Consider the following 362-nt stretch of genomic DNA (forward strand, 5'->3'; position numbering starts at 1 on the left):
TAGTCATCATGTGGTTAGTGTGCTATAGTAGGCCTAGACCTTCGCGTGGTCATGGCTCCGATGATCACAGTTCCTATCGATTCTTATTTGGTATGCGATACCGATCAGGATGGTGTTGAGGTTTATGATTTACGAAGCAAAGATGCTGAGATTCTCAACACTCAAGTTGGGCTCGACCTTACCTATCACACTAGTGAGGCGGATGCTACTTCTGGGAATGCTCCCATTATGAACGATACGGCGTATCCTAGCGGTGGTGGTGTTCTAATTTGGGTTCGAGCTATTAATTCTGCGGGCTGTGTTACGGTCGGGAGTTTTTCGTTGGTATTGGGACAAGTTCCATTTACGGATATTCCAGTTGC

The 362-nt window shown here is 46.4% G+C and carries 1 protein-coding gene; it reads left to right on the forward strand.

The genetic code is table 11. The features are described 5' to 3' along the window. Positions 1–51: 51 nt before the first annotated feature. Positions 52–362 (forward strand): hypothetical protein (locus ULVI_RS10575; RefSeq protein WP_157632611.1); only part of this gene is annotated, 311 nt, incomplete at its 3' end.

This window comes from Cochleicola gelatinilyticus (genome assembly GCF_001637325.1).
Lineage (GTDB): Bacteria > Bacteroidota > Bacteroidia > Flavobacteriales > Flavobacteriaceae > Cochleicola > Cochleicola gelatinilyticus.